17 protein-coding genes and 1 pseudogene are annotated in these 14,353 nt (G+C 54.5%); 8 read left to right on the top strand and 10 right to left on the bottom strand.

What is annotated here, in order from left to right:
* Nucleotide 1: 1 nt before the first annotated feature.
* A pseudogene (locus IEY52_RS27120) lies at nt 2-715 on the top strand (tetratricopeptide repeat protein); the annotation flags it as partial.
* Between the two features lie 165 nt (nt 716-880).
* Nucleotides 881-1,969, top strand: coding sequence for an HD domain-containing phosphohydrolase (locus tag IEY52_RS27115; protein WP_373289899.1), 1,089 nt, complete (start codon nt 881-883; stop codon nt 1,967-1,969).
* A gap of 40 nt (nt 1,970-2,009) precedes the next feature.
* On the opposite strand, the gene IEY52_RS19465 is transcribed toward IEY52_RS27115, so the two are convergent.
* On the bottom strand, nt 2,010-2,807 hold the full coding sequence (locus IEY52_RS19465; protein WP_189005623.1) for a segregation and condensation protein A: 798 nt from the start codon (nt 2,805-2,807) through the stop codon (nt 2,010-2,012).
* Nucleotides 2,804-3,787: a tryptophan--tRNA ligase gene (gene trpS / locus IEY52_RS19460; RefSeq protein ID WP_189005621.1), complete on the bottom strand. Its 984-nt coding sequence runs from the start codon at nt 3,785-3,787 to the stop codon at nt 2,804-2,806. The genes IEY52_RS19465 and trpS overlap by 4 nt, the downstream gene beginning before the upstream one ends.
* A gap of 131 nt (nt 3,788-3,918) precedes the next feature.
* Between trpS and IEY52_RS19455 the strand changes: the two genes are divergently transcribed.
* Both IEY52_RS19455 and IEY52_RS19450 read left to right on the top strand, forming a co-directional pair.
* Complete coding sequence (locus tag IEY52_RS19455; protein WP_189005619.1) at nt 3,919-4,338, top strand: cobalamin B12-binding domain-containing protein; 420 nt, start codon at nt 3,919-3,921, stop codon at nt 4,336-4,338.
* Entirely contained in the window at nt 4,335-4,670 is a 336-nt protein-coding gene (locus IEY52_RS19450) for a carboxymuconolactone decarboxylase family protein (protein ID WP_189005618.1), read from the top strand. The genes IEY52_RS19455 and IEY52_RS19450 overlap by 4 nt, the downstream gene beginning before the upstream one ends.
* A 77-nt stretch (nt 4,671-4,747) precedes the next feature.
* On the opposite strand, the gene IEY52_RS19445 is transcribed toward IEY52_RS19450, so the two are convergent.
* The 7 genes from IEY52_RS19445 to IEY52_RS19415 form a co-directional block, all read right to left on the bottom strand.
* Complete coding sequence (locus tag IEY52_RS19445; protein ID WP_189005616.1) at nt 4,748-5,194, bottom strand: hypothetical protein; 447 nt, start codon at nt 5,192-5,194, stop codon at nt 4,748-4,750.
* Between the two features lie 250 nt (nt 5,195-5,444).
* Nucleotides 5,445-5,867: a hypothetical protein gene (locus IEY52_RS19440; protein ID WP_189005614.1), complete on the bottom strand. Its 423-nt coding sequence runs from the start codon at nt 5,865-5,867 to the stop codon at nt 5,445-5,447.
* Between the two features lie 74 nt (nt 5,868-5,941).
* Nucleotides 5,942-6,403 (bottom strand): GNAT family N-acetyltransferase, encoded by a 462-nt coding sequence (locus IEY52_RS19435; protein ID WP_189005612.1) that lies wholly within the window; start codon nt 6,401-6,403, stop codon nt 5,942-5,944.
* Between the two features lie 6 nt (nt 6,404-6,409).
* On the bottom strand, nt 6,410-7,123 hold the full coding sequence (locus tag IEY52_RS19430; protein ID WP_189005610.1) for a zinc ribbon domain-containing protein: 714 nt from the start codon (nt 7,121-7,123) through the stop codon (nt 6,410-6,412).
* Between the two features lie 10 nt (nt 7,124-7,133).
* The gene (nth, locus tag IEY52_RS19425) at nt 7,134-7,889 is read right to left on the bottom strand and encodes an endonuclease III (RefSeq protein WP_189005608.1); all 756 of its coding nucleotides are present in this window, start codon (nt 7,887-7,889) and stop codon (nt 7,134-7,136) included.
* Between the two features lie 121 nt (nt 7,890-8,010).
* The gene (locus IEY52_RS19420) at nt 8,011-8,310 is read right to left on the bottom strand and encodes a hypothetical protein (protein ID WP_189005606.1); all 300 of its coding nucleotides are present in this window, start codon (nt 8,308-8,310) and stop codon (nt 8,011-8,013) included.
* Between the two features lie 226 nt (nt 8,311-8,536).
* Nucleotides 8,537-9,160, bottom strand: coding sequence for a CBS domain-containing protein (locus IEY52_RS19415; protein WP_189005604.1), 624 nt, complete (start codon nt 9,158-9,160; stop codon nt 8,537-8,539).
* Between the two features lie 118 nt (nt 9,161-9,278).
* Here IEY52_RS19415 and IEY52_RS19410 point away from each other — a divergent pair, with 118 nt between their 5' ends.
* From IEY52_RS19410 to IEY52_RS19395, 4 genes are all read left to right on the top strand, one after another.
* On the top strand, nt 9,279-9,776 hold the full coding sequence (locus IEY52_RS19410) for an OmpH/Skp family outer membrane protein (RefSeq protein WP_189005602.1): 498 nt from the start codon (nt 9,279-9,281) through the stop codon (nt 9,774-9,776).
* Nucleotides 9,776-10,249 carry an OmpH/Skp family outer membrane protein gene (locus IEY52_RS19405; protein ID WP_189005600.1) on the top strand — a complete coding sequence of 158 codons (474 nt, stop codon included), beginning with the start codon at nt 9,776-9,778 and terminating at the stop codon, nt 10,247-10,249. The genes IEY52_RS19410 and IEY52_RS19405 overlap by 1 nt, the downstream gene beginning before the upstream one ends.
* Nucleotides 10,250-10,437: 188 nt before the next feature.
* Nucleotides 10,438-10,851: a hypothetical protein gene (locus IEY52_RS19400; protein WP_189005598.1), complete on the top strand. Its 414-nt coding sequence runs from the start codon at nt 10,438-10,440 to the stop codon at nt 10,849-10,851.
* Nucleotides 10,848-11,798 (top strand): phosphotransferase family protein, encoded by a 951-nt coding sequence (locus tag IEY52_RS19395; RefSeq protein ID WP_189005596.1) that lies wholly within the window; start codon nt 10,848-10,850, stop codon nt 11,796-11,798. The genes IEY52_RS19400 and IEY52_RS19395 overlap by 4 nt, the downstream gene beginning before the upstream one ends.
* Nucleotides 11,799-11,849: 51 nt before the next feature.
* Here the strand turns inward: IEY52_RS19395 and IEY52_RS19390 are convergent.
* Nucleotides 11,850-14,353, bottom strand: a 2,504-nt coding sequence (locus tag IEY52_RS19390; protein WP_189005594.1) for an alpha-amylase family glycosyl hydrolase, incomplete at its 5' end; no start/stop codon positions are given.

Raw genomic sequence — 14,353 nt, 5'->3', positions numbered from 1 at the left:
TATGGCAGATCCTTCCAGAGCAAACACCTCGACCGAAGAACTGATTCAAGCAGCCAAGAAACTGCTGAATGTCGATTTTGCTCAGGTTCTGCAGTTCTCAATGCAGGCTGCACAAAAAGCAACCCTGGAACGGACACCCCGGCTTTATGCCAGTGCCATGCTGTACGCCGGAATCAGTTCTTTTCATCTGGGCAATCTGGTTGATGCAGAAAAATATCTGATTCAGGCTTTAAACAATTTCAGTCTTGATCATCAGCCAGATGAACAAATTGAAGCCCTGATCACCATTGGTCATATCTACCGAGATCAGGGCAAATACGATTACGCCAATGGCATGTTCACACATGCACTGCACCTCTCAAGAGAACACCAAAACATAGAATTTGAAGCAGATGCACTAAATGGTCTGGCAGGCGTTTATCATCACCAGGGTGATTATCAAAAATCCATCGAAGCTCTTGAAGCCGCCCTGCCTTTAAGAGAGCAGCTGGGAATTCCTTCAAAAACCGCCAATCTTTTAAACAACCTGGGACAATCGTACACTGAACTGGGAGAATACTTTGAAGCATTGATGTATCTCTCCAAAGCACATCAGATTATATCCGAATCACGCCATGATCCCAGAACCGAGGGAGTTAGTCTTATTTCTATAGGCAATCTATACAAGGATCTAGGCGACTATGACGAAGCCTTAAAGTTTTTTAAAGATGCCATCAGTACGGGCGAAAAGGGCAATATTCCCATTATTATTGCAGTTGCTACGGAAAATCTAGGAGAGATTTTAAGACTGAAGGGGCATCATCGTGAAGCGGTAGATTATCTTCAGCAATCCATTCATTTTGGACGCAAACTGGGCTATCAGCCTGTCATCATCAATTCTTTGATTTCCATTGGAGAAGTTTTTTCCTGGCAGGGCAACTCCAAACAAGCTCTGACCACCTTCAGGGATGCTTTGACCCTGGCCAGACAGACCGATCACCGTGAAGGGGAAATCGATGCTTTGCTGGGGGTTGGAAAACAGTTGCTGATGCTCAAAAAAGGCCATGAAGCCATGGAATACCTGAACCAGGGTTTGCAACTGGCAGAAGAAAGCAAACGCAAGAAATCCATGGCTGCTGCACATGGCTGCCTTGCAGATTGTTATGAGCTGCTGGGAAACCCCAGGGTTGCACTGGAGCACTTCAAGAATTTCCACAAAATCGACCAGGAACTGAAAAACGAAGAAGGCGAACGGCGTTCCCGTTACCTGAAAATGCGTTTCGATCTGGAACGCAGTGAACAGAAAGCAGAAATGTACCGCATGCAGAACGAGGCCAATGACCTGGCCCGCAGGGCAGCAGAGGCCCTGGTGCACGAGAGAACCCAGGAACTGGAGCAGGCCCAGGTGGAAATCGTCACCCGACTGGCCATTGCTGCAGAATCCAGAGACGATGTAACCGGAGCGCACACCTGGCGTGTGGGACGCAACGCTGCCATGCTGGCCCAGGAACTTGGGCTTCCCAGAGAAGAAGTGGAAATCATCCGTCTGGCCGCCCGCCTTCACGATGTGGGCAAAATTGGCATCCCAGACAGCATCCTCATGAAACATGGCGTGCTCACCCCTGAGGAATACGAGCACATGAAAACCCACACCATCATTGGGGGGCGCATTCTCTCTGGCGGAAAATCCCGACTGCTGCAGCTCGCCCAGGAAATTGCTGTTTCCCACCACGAGCGCTGGGATGGCCGGGGCTATCCCTTTGGTCTGCTGGGTGAGACCATACCGCTCTCAGGACGCATTGTGGCCGTGGCCGATGTCTTTGATGCCCTGACCCACCGCAGGCCCTACAAGCAGGCCTGGAGCCTCAAGAACGCGCTGGAAGAACTGGCCCGCCACAGTGGCAGCCACTTTGATCCCAGGATTGTGCAGGCCGCCCTGAAGGTCTTCAACACCCTGAAAATCGTCACAGAAGACGCCCCAGAGCTTTGAACAGACACCAGCGATCGGTCAGTCTGCAGGAAAGCGCTGGTCAGGTGTTGCGCTGTCTTGATGTGTTTTCAAGTGTTGTGTTTTCAAGTGTTGTGTTTTCAAGTGTTGTGTTTTCAGGCGCTGGATCTGCAGGTTGCAGGCTTTCCACTTCAATCTGACCATAAGCCGTGTCCTGACGCAGTTCCACCTCTCCCAGACGCACCGATTCCAGCAAAGCAGCAAAATACACGGTTTTTTCGCCCCAGTCTCTGGTGATGATGGCCTCGAAGAAGAAGTTCCGCAGGTTTTTGACAAAAGCCAGGATGGCCTTGCGGGCATCTTCCAGGGTCAGGCGGTCTTTCACGATATGGGCAGCCTGCACCTCTCTGACCGCGCTTTTTGCTGCAGCCAGCAACTGGGTCAGCACCAGTTTTTCACGGGGCTTTTTGCGTTCATAAGGCAAGTCCAGCCCTTTGGCTGCAATGATGTGGTTTCTGCCTTTGCGTTTTTCAGCCAGGAAGCGCACCAGGGCGTCCAGTTCCTGCAAAGCCTGCACACTGCTCATCATGTCCTGGGGGTAGTCCTCGAAGTCCTCTCCAGCGTCTTCTGGTTCCTCTTTGGAGATGCGGGGAAGCAGCAAAGAGGTTTTTAACGCAACCACTGCTGCAAGCTGGGGCAGGGCTTCACTGGCCACCTCGGCATCCAGGGCACGCAAAGTGTAGAAACGGTTCAAAACCGCTTGTGTGATGGTGGAAAGGGGAACCTCTGAGGGAAGCAGGCGCTCCTGTTTGAGCGCCTGCAGGAGGTCCAGCAAACCACCCGAAAACCCGGGGAAGGAAAGCTGCAGGGGTTCCATCAAGGGTTGAGCAAGCCGAGCCTGTCGCGCACTTCCTGCATGGTCTGCTGGGCAATTTCCCGTGCTTCCCGTGCACCCCGATGCAGTGCATCTTTCACGGTGTCTGGGCTGTTGTACAACTCCTGTGCACGCTGCTGAATGGGCACCAGGGTCTGCTCAACGCCTTTCATCAGCAGTTTTTTGCAGTCAATGCAGCCAATGCCTGCAGAGCGGCAGCCTGCATCCACAATCTGGATGGTTTCCAGATCGCTGAACAGCTTGTGGTAATCGAAAATCAGGCACACTTCTGGATTCCCAGGATCGGTGCGGCGCACGCGGGCAGGGTCAGTTGGGGCCACACGCAGTTTCTGCCAGATGGAATCAATCTCCTCCAGCACCCCCAGGGTGTTCCCTTTGGATTTGGACATTTTGCCCTGTCCATCTACACCGGGAACGCGCAGGGCGTCTTTGTTGTGTACGGCCAGAGGCTCAGGGAACATTTCCCCAAAACGGTGGTTGAACCGCCGGGCAATTTCGCGGGTCAGTTCGATGTGCTGCACCTGGTCCTCGCCCACTGGCACGGTGTTGGCCTTGTAGAGCAGGATGTCTGCAGCCATCAGGGTGGGGTACATCAGAAGGCCTGCCAGAACGCTGTGCTGGCTGGATTTGTCTTTGAACTGGGTCATGCGCTCCAGGTCCCCCAGTGGTGTCTGGGTGGCAAACACCCAGCCCAGCTCGGTATGCTCTCGCACATCGCTCTGTGCGAACAGAATCACCTTGTTGGGGTCCAGGCCCGCAGCCATGTTGACGAGGGCAGCGTCAAAGGTGCGTTTCCTCAGGAGTTCAGGTTCATGGGGAATGGTGATGGCGTGGTGGTCCACAATGCAGTAAATGGAATTCTTGCCCAGTTCCTCGCCCAGCTTGACGTAGTTGAGGATGGCGCCGAAGTAATTCCCGATGTGGATCTCACCGGTGGGTTGAATGCCAGAGAAAACTCGCTTCACGCACAACAGTATACCCGCGGAATGGGGGTTGCGGTAACCCGATCTGTCTGGGCTTGAGGGACCTGTGTTGCTCTGTGTTTCACTGACAAAGACCTCGCAAAAAAGTTAAGATACCCCAAAAAGGAGGACCAATGAACCGTAAAATACGGGTCTTGATTGCCAAACCCGGCATGGATGGCCATGACCGGGGGGCCAAAATTGTTGCCAGAGCGCTCAGGGATGCAGGCATGGAAGTGGTGTACACAGGACTGAGGCAAACCCCGGAGATGATTGTGGCCACCGCCTTGCAAGAAGATGTGGATGCCATCGGGCTGTCGGTGCTTTCTGGAGCCCACATGCATTTCTTCAGGGAGGTCCGCAAGCTGCTGGAAGAGAAACAGGCCACAGACATCCTGCTGTTTGGAGGGGGCATCATCCCCGACCAGGACCTGGCCAGCCTCGCTGAACTGGGGGTCTCCAAAGTGTTCACCCCTGGAAGCAGCCTGGAAGATCCCATCTCCTGGCTGAATCAGGCGGTCCCAGAACGCTGGGCAGCCCAGGAGCACCTGTGAGTGCCAGAGAAACCATCTGGGGGGAACACACCGAAACCATCGAAAACCGCCTGAAAGCCTTTCATCCTGATTTGCAGCAGTACATCCAGGGCTTTGCTTACGCAGAGGTGTACGAGCGCCCTGGCCTGCCTTTGCATGTCAAAGAGTTGCTGGCCGTGGTGATGCTGGTGTCTCTGGGCAACCCACAGGAACTCAAAACCCATTTCAGAGGTGTGGTGAACGCCGGAGGCACCCTGCAGGACATCGAGGAAGCCTTGCTGTTTGCGGTGCCTTATCTGGGGTTTCCCAGGGTGATTGGGGCTTTTGAAGTGCTCAGAAGCATGCAAAAATGACCTGAGCAAACGACCAAAATGCAACAAAAATGCAGCTCCAGACAGATGCTGGAGCTGCATTTTTCTGCAAAGGGTTTTTAGAGTTTGTAGGTGAGGCCCAGACGTGCGCCACCAAAGCTGCCGCCACCGATCACGTAGTTGTAGAAACCTTCCACAAACAGGCCAAACTGGCTGTCGAAAGCATAGTTGGCACCCAGCACAGCGCCCACTTTGAAGGCACCTGCGCCTGCTCCACCCACAAAGCCCAGGCTGGGACCCACATAAACATTGAGGGCATCAGAAGGAACGTTGTAAAGGGCATCGGCATTGAAGGAGAATCCAGTCACGCCAGCAGTGCGGGTCACATCGGCACCAATGCGGGCAGTCACAGCATTGCCGCCCAGTTCGGTCACGTTGAAAGCCACGCCCAGGTTCACACCAAAACCACCAGGGGCAAAGTATGTGCCGCCCACGTTGAGGGTCTGTGCCTGTGCAGCACCACCGAGAACCAATCCGAGACCAAGAACAACAAGTGCTTTTTTCATGTCAAACAACCTCCTCTATGACGGACAGTTCTGTGTATTTACAGCACTGTCACTTTACTGTTTACTGTCACTTTATGACTCTGTAACGACTGTTACTATAGCACCCTGATCTTCATCTTTTAAAGTCAAGGGAGACAGGAAACAAACCCTGGATCTCATGAGATCCAGTTTCCTCAAATCGTATATACATCTACAACATCATGCTCTGGCTCAAAGTGTTTACAGGGCATCATGTTGTCAAGCCAGGTGCTTAGAAGTAATAACTCAGACCCAGACGGAATCCCACACCATTCAGGTTGTTCCATTTGCCTTCAGCAAACACATCAAAGGCATCTGTCACAGGGTAAGCAAAGCCTCCAACGCCACCAAAGAGGAAACCGGTGCTTCCTCCCGCAATGCCCACACCCAGCGAGGGACCAAAGTAGAGGTTCACATCATCCGTCACATAAAGGTTGGCCAGCACATCGGCCTGAACAGCAAAACCTCTGGTGGTGATGTCTCCGATCAAACGTGCATCCAGGCTCAGATCATCAAAAGCCACCAGTCCCTTGGCCGTGAGACCCACACTGCCGCCCACGGGAAGCCCCTGAAAGGCCAGATTCGCGGAGTAATCCTGAGCGCATGCCATGCCGAGAAGAAGCCCTGCCCCGAGAATGAGAGTGGTTTTTTTCATGTGTTGTGCCTCCACGATCATTCTACATAGCTTCTCAGATCTGTCCAGATGGTCCATCAGCAGAGACTCAGGTGTCAAAGCTCTCCAGTCCAGATCAACACATCCCGTCCGCGTTTGCGGAAACCCAGATCCTGATAGACCTGGTGGGAACTGAGGCCGGGCTCCAGGTCTGGCTGGGTGATCAGGTACAGGGCAATCACATCTCCACGGCGTCGGCACTCTGCCACCACAGCTTCCAGCAAAGCCGGGTAAACCTCTGGAGCTCCTGACTGGGTGTGCAGTTCTTCAATGGTGGCCCGCCAGCCCAGACGGGCAGGCCGGGCCTGGTAGGTCACATGCACAAAACCCAGCAGTGGGCTGTCTGAAGCAGCACCGTCTTGCTGGGCAATGTACACGCTGCTGTCATCGTCGGTGAGGGTCTGAAACCACAATTCTTCCAGCAATTCAGGGTTGTGAACGGCTGGAGCACCTTCCCAGGCCAGGCACAACTCGGTGAGTTTCAGGCTGTCTTTGCGGTTGGCAAGTCGGATTTGCATGGGGTGTCAGAGGTGCACCAGAATGCGCCCACAGGACGTGCATTTGACCGCCGGTATTTTTCTGGCTTTGGCCTGCTGCTGGATGGTGACAGGCAATTGCATGTTGCATCCGCTGCAACGGCTGTTCTGAATGGCCACCACAGCCAGCCCCTTGCGGGCCTTGCGAATCATTTCGTATTCCTTGACCTGGCGGGCATCGATGGTCTTGATCAGCTCATTGCGTTTGGCCAGCTTCTCAGAATGCTCGTCCCGGAGGGCCTGAATGCGGTTTTCATCCATGGCTTCCAGTTCCACCAGCCGGGGGGAAAGTCTGTCTTCCTGTTCTTCCAGGTCGTTCCACTGCGCCCTGAGTTTTTCTGCCCGCTCGTACAGGGGGGCCAGGGCTTCTTCCAGATCGGTCACCCGATCCGAAAGCTGCTGGATCTGGTTTTCATATTGCACCTGGGTGCGGGCATCAAAAGCATTTTTCTGCTGTTCTTCCCGAGATTTTCCCAGTTTCTGGCGGTAGTCTTCCAGTTCCAGTTCATTCAACTGGATTTCCCGGCGGGTTTCCTGCTGGCGGGTCCGGCAGTGCTCCTGCTGCTCGTTCAGTTCCTCCCGCTCGCTGCGTGCGCTGGCGAGATCGCCTGGAATGCGCGTTTCGTCGCTCTTTAAACGATCCAGCTCCAGGTCCATCTGTTGAATGACGTAGAGCGTTTCTAGCATCGAAGAAGCATTCATCTGTTCCAGTTTACACCGTGGGTGGAGGGTCTGTATCAGAGGGGTTGTGGGCTCTGGGCTGAGGGGCCACCTCCTCCACCCCAATCCTGGGGCAAAAAGTGTTCATCAGGCAACCCGGACAGTTGGGTTTGCGTGCAAAACACACCCTTCTTCCGTGCAAAATGATGGAATGGTGCAGGAAGATCCACTCTTTTTTGGGAAAGACCTGCATGAGGTCCTGTTCCACCTTGTCGGGGTTCATGTGCTCTGAAAGCCCAAGCCTTCTGGACAGCCTGCCCACATGGGTGTCCACGGCAATGGCAGGCATGCCATACACGTTGGAGAGCACCACATTGGCGGTTTTTCGGCCTGCACCCGGCAAAGCAATGATGGCCTCAAAATCATTGGGCACCTGACCCTCATGGCGTTCCAGCAACAACTGGGACAGGCGCACCACATTGCGGGCCTTGTTGTAGTGGAAGTTGACATTTTTCATGTAAGATTCCACTTCTTCTGGAGAGGCCTGAGACATGCTCAGGGCATCCGGGTACACCTGAAACAGTTTTTCTGTGGCGATGTTGACGCTTTTGTCGGTGGCCTGCGCAGACATCACCACCGCCACCAGCAATTGAAAGGGGCTGCCATATTCCAGTTCGGTTGTGGCAGCTGGATAGAGGGTTTTCATGGATTGCAGGACTTTTCTGGCCCGACTTTTCCTGGCTTTCAGAAGACCTGATCCAGCATCAGAATCTGTTTTCAGAGGGTGTGTTTTCAGAGGGGAAGGCATGTCCGAAATCATACCCAAAGTGTTGCTTCAGGACTCCAGCAAAACCTGCAAAAAACACCCCACCTGCCGGGTGGGGTGCTGAACATTCAGGAAATGCAGGAGAAGAAATTGAGGGGTGGGGCTAGGCCCGACTGACCAGTCGCCGGAAAAGGCTGCCCAGACCCATTCTGGGTTTGGCTTCCACCATTTCTGGAACAACAGCAGGCTCAGGTTCGGGTTCTGGAGGCAGATCTGGAGAAAGCCACAAGCCACCATAGCGACTGATGGCATATCTGGCATTTTTGATGTCTGCTTCCTGAGAGTGGGCTTCCAGGGGATCAACCAGACTCTGCAGCATGGCTTGCAGAGAAACATCTGCGCATTCCCACTTACCAGACTGGTAAGTTGCTTCCTGACCGAATAGTCGAATCTTGGCGGGCATTCTTTCCCCCTTTGACGGTGCATTCCTGATTGGGTTGTACAGAGTGTACTATAGATCAGGTAAACCACTCAAGGGCTTTTCGTCCCGATCAAAAAGGTTAAACCAGATGTGAAGAAGCAAAAACCGCCCTTTTTGGGCGGCTTGTGGGGGATTTCACCTGCGGATCTCAGGTCAAAAGCGCACATGGACCCCCAAAATGTGAGTTGTTTCAACAGGGGTGACTGGTTTATTCGTAAACCAGAATCCCTGCAGCGGTCAGACGGTCCCGCACCGCTTCGCTGGCCTCCCCCACCACACGGATCACAAAACGGCGGCGTTGAAACTGGTTGCCAGAAGTGGCCACCGAAATGATGTTGGAGGGTTTGATGGCTTCAATGGCCCGGTTCAGGCTTCCCGGAACATCTGGAACATCGATGGTGATGCGCTCTCCCCCTTCTTGCAAGCCCATGATCTGCGTGAAGGCCCTCAGCACATCGGTGATGGTGATCATGCCCACCAGGTTGCCTTCTTTGTCCAGCACGGGCATGCCACCAATTTTATGCTCCTGCAACCTCAGTGCAGCATCTTCCATGAATTCATGGTCAAAAGCCGTCACCACAGGTGAGGCCATCACTTCATCCACAGTCAATTTGGAGAGCAGGTAATTGAGCTCCCAAACCGACAATGTGGTGGCCTTGGAAGGCATGGCATCCTTGAGGTCCTTGTCGGTGACCATGCCAATCAGGGCGTGGTCTTTCACAATGGGCAACCGGCGGAAATGGTGGGCACCCAGCAACTTCAGGGCCTCCAGCACCGGGGTGTCTGGCGAGATCACAATGGGATTTGGAGTCATCCAATCACGTACGAGCATCAGGCATCGCCTCCTTTGATCTGTCCTGTATAACACAATCATGAAAGATGAAGGAGGGGGGGTTCAAGTACATTTGCACTTCATGTTCCTCAAACACCCGTCAAGTATTCTCACAAGCATGAAAGGTTCTAAACTGTTCGCCGTTGCGGCGATTGCTTCTGCGGCCCTGCTCGGCTCTCAATTCAAAGCCCAAAATGCCCCAACCAAGATTGGTCTGGTGGATGTTGATGCTGTTTTTGCTGCTCACCCTGGCTACAAAGACCTCTCTGAACTTGGCACAAAAGCAAATGCTGACATGGAGCAACTCAAAAACACCCTGAAGTTGCCCGAACTGACCACCAAAGCCCAGGCAGCTGGTGCCACCGCCAAGGACAAGCAGGACTACGCCACCGCCAAGACCACCTATGACAACAAAGGCAAGCAGTGGCAAACCCAGATCTCTGCCCTGCAGGAACCCCTGGACAATGATGTCAACTCAGCCATTGCCAGTGTGGCCAAAGCCCAGGGCTTCAGCGTGGTGCTGAGCCGCAATGCCGCTGCCAAGACCGGGCTGGTGATTTACGCCGACGAGCAGGCCACCAACCTGACCGCTGCTGTGCTGAAAGCACTGAAATAATGCGCAAGTCCCTTCTCGCCCTGACCATGCTGCTGGCAGGTCCGGCTCTGGCTGCAACTGCATCCACCAAAATTGGTTTCGTTGATGTGGACAAGGTCAAAGCCCAGCATCCTTCCTACAAGGTGATCAGCCAGCTGGAGAAGGAAACCAGCAAGGCCCTGGACCCCATCCGCCAGAAAATGGTGGATTTGCAAAACAAGGTGGGCAAAAGCAAACCCACTGCTGCCCAGGAAAAACAGTACAAGGACCTGCAAACCCAGTACAACAACACTTTTGAGAAATACCAGAAACAGGTGAAACCCAAACTGGATGCCATGGCCAAAAGCATTGACGATGCCGTCAAAAAAGTGGCCAAAGCCCAGGGGTTCCAGATTGTGATGAGCAAAAATGTTGCTGCTTCTTCGGGTCTGGTGGTTTACGCCGATGAAAAATCCACCGATCTGACAGCTGCCGTCATCAAAGCCCTCAAATAAACCGCAGTCACCTGATGAAGGCGTCCAGACTTCTGGACGCCTTCTTTTGGTTTCCCCTGAGAACCTTTGACAGAAGAACAGGAGGTTGCTGCCTGGGTGGGCGTTTTTTGCAACAGAAGGACTTTTCTGAATTCTCCAGGTTCCAATGGTCAACGCAGCAGGGTTCAGGTGCCATAATGGTCAGCAGCATGAATGCCAAAGATGCCCTTGATGCCCTGGATTACCTGAACATGAATTTGTCGCTGGTGAATGCCGGACTGTTTCTGCTTCAGTTGCTCTGGAGCCTGTTTTTTCTGCGTGCCCCCAGGGTGCCCAGAAGCTTTATGTTCTTCACTTACGCCATGTACCTGCTCACAGGAGCTGCAGTGTTGCTGCACTTCTACACGCTGTCTTCAGGGCATGGGATTCCTTCTGGCCGCTCTGGTGCCCACCTGCGCTATGTGGTCTGCCAGTTGCTGACCGTGGTGGCTGCCCACCTGCTGGGCAGTGGCAAACTGGCCGATCCCAAACTGGGTGTTCGCCTGATGTGGCTGATGGCCCTGTTTGGTCTGGGGGTTTCTTTTGAGGCTTTCAGGGTGTATCTGGTTGGTATGGTTCAATGACCCCCAAAGGGTCAGGCCTGCCAGCAATGCTGCTGCAACACCTCAGGCAGGTGTATGGACCCGAAGTTGAGGTGTTGCAGACCAGCACTTTCACCAGTGGCATGGCCTTTCCCATTCACCGCCTGCTGGTCCAGCACTCTGGAAAAACACTCCCAGTGGTGCTCAAATTCTATCCTGCTGGTTTTGAGGGGCATTTCAGTCGGGAAAGCTGGGCACTGACCCACCTTCCAGAACTGCAGATTGCAGCCCCTATGCTGCTGGGCACATCTCAGCTTCCAGAGGGGAGTGCCGTGGTGATGGAATGGATCGAGGGCCGTCCATTGATGGACCTCTTGCTGCCCGAAGATCACACCCTGGCTTCAAAACGTTTTGTGGACCAGTTGGTGAAAATTCACAGTGTCTCAATCGAAAACCTGGAAATCTCACAGGAAAATTCTGAAAGCGCTTTCGAGGGCCTATGCACAATTTTTGAAAATGATTTTCAAAAATTGCACCAGCCCATCCTGACCTGGACTGCGCAGCGACTGCACAAGCAGACAACTTTTCAGAAAACCCTGCTGCACCGGGATTACCACCCCTGGAATGTGCTGGCAGAGCCTTCAGGGAGGCTGGTGGTGCTGGACTGGGACTGGGGCATCGGCGATCCCCGGGAGGACCTGGGCTGGACCCGCCTGATCCTGCAAAAATCCAACCTGCCTTTGCTGGCAGAGGAATTCACTGATTTGTATTGCCAGCAGGTTCCCGATGCCCGCTGGAACCTGGAGGTTTTTGATGTGCTGGCCCACCTGAGGTGGCTGCAGCTGCTGGAGAAACCCTCTGCCAGAAGCAACATGACCCCAGAAATCCAGCAGTGGATTGAAAAACTGCAACTGGAAACCCAGCAGATGATAGAGCAGATTTCAGGAATCACCATTGCGCTGCACAGGAAAAACCCCTCAGACATCTGAGGGGTTTCAGGGACAACAGGTTTGATTTGAGAAGGTTTGATTTGAGAAGGTTTACTTGAGGTAGGTCAGTCCGCTGCGGTCCACCACTTTGCCCGGAGCGGGAGTGAGGCTGGTCGAGAGCACGTAAACCCTCAGGTTGCCTTTGCCTGCTGCATTGATGGAGAGGGTGCCACCCGTCACGGTTCTGACATCTCCAGTGACTGCATCGGTGTAGGTCCCGTTGGGAATTCCAGTGAAAGTGGCATCTCCAGACACCGACACCAGAGCGAAACTGTCCACAGTGCTGCTGGTGAAGCGGCGCTTGAAGGCCATGCCTCCGCCAGAGACCCCTTCCAGGCTGTACTGGCCTTTTTGCAGCGCAGGGATGGCCCGTCTGATCAGGTTCAGCTGACGGATGTGCTGGGCCAAGGGGTGCTCCAGGGTGGTGGCCAGGTTGCCAGTGGCCCCACTGTACTTGCCGAATCCACTCACGCTCACCGAACCGGTGATGTTGTTTCCGAAGTAAGCCCGTCCAGTCTGCTCGAGGGGTTTGTTGGGGCCCACATCAATGACCATGCCTTTTTTGAATTCAATTTCAGAACCATAGTACAGGGTGGGGATGCCCCGGAAGGTGAACATCAGGCTGAGGTTCTCGGCCCAGACATCCTGACCCAGAGAAAAGCGCTGGTTCTCAGGGGCACCGTCTGGAGCGTAATCGTGGCTGTCCACGTAAGTCACGTTCCAGGTGGCATCGGCGTAATACTGGTCTCCCCCGGTGGCCACACCAAAGGCGTCTCTGGCATTGGCAAAGTTCCAGTGCATCGGGAAGTCGATCACATCCAGACCACCACGCAGTGCAGAATTGACTGCACGGTAGCTGTTGCCATTCAGCAGGTGGTTGCTGCTGGTGGGCTGGGTGGAAACGTTGAGGTTGTCGTCCCATTGCTGCTTGACGGCAGCTTCATTGACGGTACGGTCGGTGCTGCTCCAGGGGTAACTCTTGTTTTCAGCCCAGGTGTAGAAGGGGGTGGACACTGCAGGAATGCCACTGTTCCAGACCTGACGGTAGCGGGTGGCCACTTCTCCAAACATGTAGAAGTTCTGGCCGCCTCTGGCTTTGAAGGCCGGGTTGAACACCTTGTTGAAGGTCAGTCGGGAGATGTGCTTGACGGTGTCCACCCGGAAGGCATCCACACCCATGTCGATGTATTTGTTGTAGGCATCGATCAGGTAGTTGTAGGTGGTGGGGTTCTCGGTGTTGAGGTCCACAGCGTCTCCGGCAATCTGGCCGGTCTGCACGGTGTAGCTTTCCCAGGACAGGGATTTCTCGTGGTGGTAGAGGAAATTGGTGTCCTTGTTGTCTTCTTTCATGGCCGTCAGACGGGCCTGGTACTGTGCAGAGGGGGTCAGGGTGCTGTAATTGGAGGGCAGCAGACCCACAGGCGCAATGTTCAGCAGGTTGGCAGCAGTGTCGGCTTTGGTGGGGTCTTTCTTGAACAGCGGATAGAGGTTCTCCTCCCCGAAGTTCCCGGTGTGGTTGAAGACCACGTCTTGCACAATTTTCATGCCCTTGGCATGCACAGCGTCAATCAGGGTCTGGTAGCTGATCCCCTGAGACAGGTAGCGGGGGTCCACTTCCTTGAAGTTGCTGGCATGGTAGCCGTGGTAGTCATAACCGGAAATGTTCTTGACCACCGGGGTGATCCAGATGGCAGAGAAGCCCAGCGCCTTGATGTAATCCAGCTTGTCGATCAGGCCCTTGAAATCCCCCCTCCAGCAGGGATCTCCCACGTTCCCAGCGGTGCCATCGTCCCAACAGGCAACGTTGTTGGAGGTGTCTCCATCGTTGAAGCGGGTGGTCATCACAAAGTAGATGGACTCTTCACGGAAATCGGTGCGGGCAGCCTGTTGCAGCGGCACACCAGAAGCGGTGATTCCGCTGGATTCGGTTCCTGCACTGTTGACGGCCACCACTTTGAAGTTGTAGGTGCTGCCTGCAGTCAGACCACTGACGGTGAATCCAGTTGCCGTTTTGTCCAGGGGGGTCTGGGTCACCAGGGTGTAATTGGTTTCGCTGCTGAGCTTGCGGTACACCTTGTAGCCCGTGACCTGACAGTCGGCACTTGCCGTCCAGCTGAGGCTGATGCTGCCAGGACCAGCCGTTCCAGTGAGGGCAGAGGGGTTGCCCACAGGACCTGTGGTGCAGGCAGGTGGGGTTGAAGTGACCACCACGCCCGTGGATTCCGTGGTGCCATCGGTGCTGCTGATTTTGAAGTTGTAGGTGGTGCCCCCGGTCAGACCGGTGGAGGTGTAAGTGTTGGCAGTGGCTCCCAGGGTGGTTTGCAGGGTGTAATTGGTTTCGGCGCTGGTCTTGCGGTACACCTTGATGCCAGACACCCGGCAATCTGCAGGAGCGGTCCAGCTCAGGGCCACCTGTCCGGTGGTGGCGGTTCCGGTCGCTCCAGTGGGGTTGACCAGTGCTCCAGTGGGCAAAGCAGGGGCGGAAACCCAGGTGCCAGTGTTGCCGTCATACCAGCCGTCTGCCGTGCGACCCGTCAGATCCGGCGTCTTCACTG

Source organism: Deinococcus roseus (assembly GCF_014646895.1).
Lineage (GTDB): Bacteria > Deinococcota > Deinococci > Deinococcales > Deinococcaceae > Deinococcus_C > Deinococcus_C roseus.
Note: the sequence above shows the minus strand (reverse complement) of the source record. Positions and strands in the feature narration are given on the sequence as shown.

Excerpts from the sequence above, each read along its gene's own strand:
- IEY52_RS19420 (WP_189005606.1), bottom strand. The coding sequence starts at position 8,310 with ATGCCCGCCAAGATTCGACTATTCGGTCAGGAAGCAACTTACCAGTCT.
- IEY52_RS19400 (WP_189005598.1), top strand. The coding sequence starts at position 10,438 with ATGAATGCCAAAGATGCCCTTGATGCCCTGGATTACCTGAACATGAAT.
- IEY52_RS19445 (WP_189005616.1), bottom strand. The coding sequence starts at position 5,194 with ATGAAAAAAGCACTTGTTGTTCTTGGTCTCGGATTGGTTCTCGGTGGT.
- nth (WP_189005608.1), bottom strand. The coding sequence starts at position 7,889 with ATGCCTTCCCCTCTGAAAACACACCCTCTGAAAACAGATTCTGATGCT.
- IEY52_RS19415 (WP_189005604.1), bottom strand. The coding sequence starts at position 9,160 with ATGCTCGTACGTGATTGGATGACTCCAAATCCCATTGTGATCTCGCCA.
- IEY52_RS19430 (WP_189005610.1), bottom strand. The coding sequence starts at position 7,123 with ATGAATGCTTCTTCGATGCTAGAAACGCTCTACGTCATTCAACAGATG.
- IEY52_RS19395 (WP_189005596.1), top strand. The coding sequence starts at position 10,848 with ATGACCCCCAAAGGGTCAGGCCTGCCAGCAATGCTGCTGCAACACCTC.
- IEY52_RS19405 (WP_189005600.1), top strand. The coding sequence starts at position 9,776 with ATGCGCAAGTCCCTTCTCGCCCTGACCATGCTGCTGGCAGGTCCGGCT.
- IEY52_RS19455 (WP_189005619.1), top strand. The coding sequence starts at position 3,919 with ATGAACCGTAAAATACGGGTCTTGATTGCCAAACCCGGCATGGATGGC.
- IEY52_RS19440 (WP_189005614.1), bottom strand. The coding sequence starts at position 5,867 with ATGAAAAAAACCACTCTCATTCTCGGGGCAGGGCTTCTTCTCGGCATG.
- IEY52_RS19435 (WP_189005612.1), bottom strand. The coding sequence starts at position 6,403 with ATGCAAATCCGACTTGCCAACCGCAAAGACAGCCTGAAACTCACCGAG.
- IEY52_RS19410 (WP_189005602.1), top strand. The coding sequence starts at position 9,279 with ATGAAAGGTTCTAAACTGTTCGCCGTTGCGGCGATTGCTTCTGCGGCC.